The sequence below is a fragment of the Enterococcus durans NBRC 100479 = LMG 10746 genome (genome assembly GCF_001544215.1).
GTDB lineage: Bacteria > Bacillota > Bacilli > Lactobacillales > Enterococcaceae > Enterococcus_B > Enterococcus_B durans.
Genome location: NZ_BCQB01000097.1, coordinates 1 through 3277, shown reverse-complemented (window position 1 = coordinate 3277; position 3277 = coordinate 1). Strand labels below are relative to the sequence as shown.

Here is a 3277-nt window from a genome sequence, read left to right as displayed (position 1 = left end):
TTTGTTCATTGAAAACTGGATATTTGAAGTAAATTAAGTAATACAAACCGAGAACACCGCGTTGAATGAGTTTTTTAATAAGTTCAATTGCTTATTTTCTTGATTGGACTTCTATCGCTAGAAGAAAGATCAAAACCCAACCGCAAGGTTGATAAGGTTAAGTGAATAAGGGCGCACGGTGGATGCCTTGGCACTAGGAGCCGATGAAGGACGGGACTAACACCGATATGCTTTGGGGAGCTGTACGTAAGCTATGATCCAGAGATTTCCGAATGGGGAAACCCAACATCTTTTATAGGATGTTACGTTTGCGTGAATACATAGCGCATTCGAGGTAGACGCAGAGAACTGAAACATCTAAGTACCTGCAGGAAGAGAAAGAAAATTCGATTCCCTGAGTAGCGGCGAGCGAAACGGGAAAAGCCCAAACCAATGAGCTTGCTCATTGGGGTTGTAGGACTCCAATATGGTAGTTCTTTCAGATAATCGAATGACTTGGAAAAGTCAGTCAAAGAGGGTAAAAACCCCGTAGATGAAATTTGGAAGGCACCTAGGAGGATCCTGAGTACGGCGGAACACGAGGAATTCCGTCGGAATCCGGGAGGACCATCTCCCAAGGCTAAATACTCCCTAGTGACCGATAGTGAACCAGTACCGTGAGGGAAAGGTGAAAAGCACCCCGGAAGGGGAGTGAAATAGAACCTGAAACCGTGTGCCTACAACAAGTCAAAGCCCGTTAATGGGTGATGGCGTGCCTTTTGTAGAATGAACCGGCGAGTTACGATTGCATGCGAGGTTAAGTCGAAGAGACGGAGCCGCAGCGAAAGCGAGTCTGAATAGGGCGTTTGAGTATGTAGTCGTAGACCCGAAACCATGTGATCTACCCATGTCCAGGTTGAAGGTGCGGTAAAACGCACTGGAGGACCGAACCCACGTACGTTGAAAAGTGCGGGGATGAGGTGTGGGTAGCGGAGAAATTCCAAACGAACTTGGAGATAGCTGGTTCTCTCCGAAATAGCTTTAGGGCTAGCCTCGGATTTGAGAATGATGGAGGTAGAGCACTGTTTGGACTAGGGGCCCATCTCGGGTTACCGAATTCAGATAAACTCCGAATGCCATTCATTCATATCCGGGAGTCAGACTGTGAGTGATAAGATCCATAGTCGAAAGGGAAACAGCCCAGACCACCAGCTAAGGTCCCAAAATATATGTTAAGTGGAAAAGGATGTGGGGTTGCACAGACAACTAGGATGTTGGCTCAGAAGCAGCCACCATTTAAAGAGTGCGTAATAGCTCACTAGTCGAGTGACCCTGCGCCGAAAATGTACCGGGGCTAAACATATTACCGAAGCTGTGGAGTACACCATTAGGTGTATTGGTAGGAGAGCGTTCTAAGGGCGTTGAAGGCAGATCGTGAGGACTGCTGGAGCGCTTAGAAGTGAGAATGCCGGTATGAGTAGCGAAAGACAGGTGAGAATCCTGTCCACCGAATGACTAAGGTTTCCTGGGGAAGGCTCGTCCGCCCAGGGTTAGTCGGGACCTAAGCCGAGGCCGACAGGCGTAGGCGATGGACAACAGGTTGATATTCCTGTACTCGTTGTTTTTGTTTGAGCAATGGAGGGACGCAGGAGGCTAAGGAATGCAGACGATTGGAAATGTCTGTCCAAGCAGTAAGTCTTGATAGGAGTCAAATGCTTCTGTCTACACGGATAAGCTGTGATGGGGAGGGAAATAATAGTACCGAAGTTCCTGATGTCACACTGCCAAGAAAAGCTTCTAGTGAGAAAACAATGACCCGTACCGCAAACCGACACAGGTAGTCGAGGAGAGAATCCTAAGGTGAGCGAGAGAACTCTCGTTAAGGAACTCGGCAAAATGACCCCGTAACTTCGGGAGAAGGGGTGCTGATCTTTGATCAGCCGCAGTGAATAGGCCCAAGCGACTGTTTATCAAAAACACAGGTCTCTGCAAAATCGTAAGATGAAGTATAGGGGCTGACGCCTGCCCGGTGCTGGAAGGTTAAGAGGAGTGCTTAGCGTAAGCGAAGGTACGAATTGAAGCCCCAGTAAACGGCGGCCGTAACTATAACGGTCCTAAGGTAGCGAAATTCCTTGTCGGGTAAGTTCCGACCCGCACGAAAGGCGTAACGATTTGGGCACTGTCTCAACGAGAGACTCGGTGAAATTTTAGTACCTGTGAAGATGCAGGTTACCCGCGACAGGACGGAAAGACCCCATGGAGCTTTACTGTAGTTTGATATTGAGTGTCTGTACCGCATGTACAGGATAGGTAGGAGCCGTAGAAATCGGAACGCTAGTTTCGATGGAGGCGCTGGTGGGATACTACCCCTGCGTTATGGCCACTCTAACCCGCACCACTGATCGTGGTGGGAGACAGTGTCAGATGGGCAGTTTGACTGGGGCGGTCGCCTCCTAAAAGGTAACGGAGGCGCCCAAAGGTTCCCTCAGAATGGTTGGAAATCATTCGAAGAGTGTAAAGGCAGAAGGGAGCTTGACTGCGAGACCAACAAGTCGAGCAGGGACGAAAGTCGGGCTTAGTGATCCGGTGGTTCCGCATGGAAGGGCCATCGCTCAACGGATAAAAGCTACCCTGGGGATAACAGGCTTATCTCCCCCAAGAGTCCACATCGACGGGGAGGTTTGGCACCTCGATGTCGGCTCGTCGCATCCTGGGGCTGTAGTCGGTCCCAAGGGTTGGGCTGTTCGCCCATTAAAGCGGCACGCGAGCTGGGTTCAGAACGTCGTGAGACAGTTCGGTCCCTATCCGTCGCGGGCGTTGGAAATTTGAGAGGAGCTGTCCTTAGTACGAGAGGACCGGGATGGACTTACCGCTGGTGTACCAGTTGTTCTGCCAAGGGCATTGCTGGGTAGCTATGTAGGGAAGGGATAAACGCTGAAAGCATCTAAGTGTGAAGCCCACCTCAAGATGAGATTTCCCATTTCTTTAAGAAAGTAAGATCCCTGAGAGATGATCAGGTAGATAGGTCAGGAGTGGAAGGCCAGTGATGGTTGGAGCGGACTGATACTAATCGATCGAGGACTTAACCAAATGGTTAAAAGAAAAGAACTCGGACATTACTTAAACTTCAAATCCAGTTTTGAGTGAGCAAAATGCAAACTCAATAAAAGATAACACCACAGTGTGGTGGCGATAGCGAGAAGGATACACCTGTAACCATGCCGAACACAGAAGTTAAGCTTCTTAGCGCCGATTGTAGTGAGGGGTTGCCCCTTGTGAGAGTAGGACGTCGCCACGC

2 rRNA genes are annotated in these 3277 nt (G+C 49.5%); both read left to right on the top strand.

Going from position 1 to position 3277, the window contains the following annotated elements:
• Window positions 1–155: 155 nt before the first annotated feature.
• A 23S ribosomal RNA gene (locus ED2_RS14330) occupies window positions 156–3069 on the top strand.
• Window positions 3070–3161: 92 nt separating this feature from the next.
• Window positions 3162–3277: ribosomal RNA gene (rrf, locus tag ED2_RS14325) — 5S ribosomal RNA — on the top strand.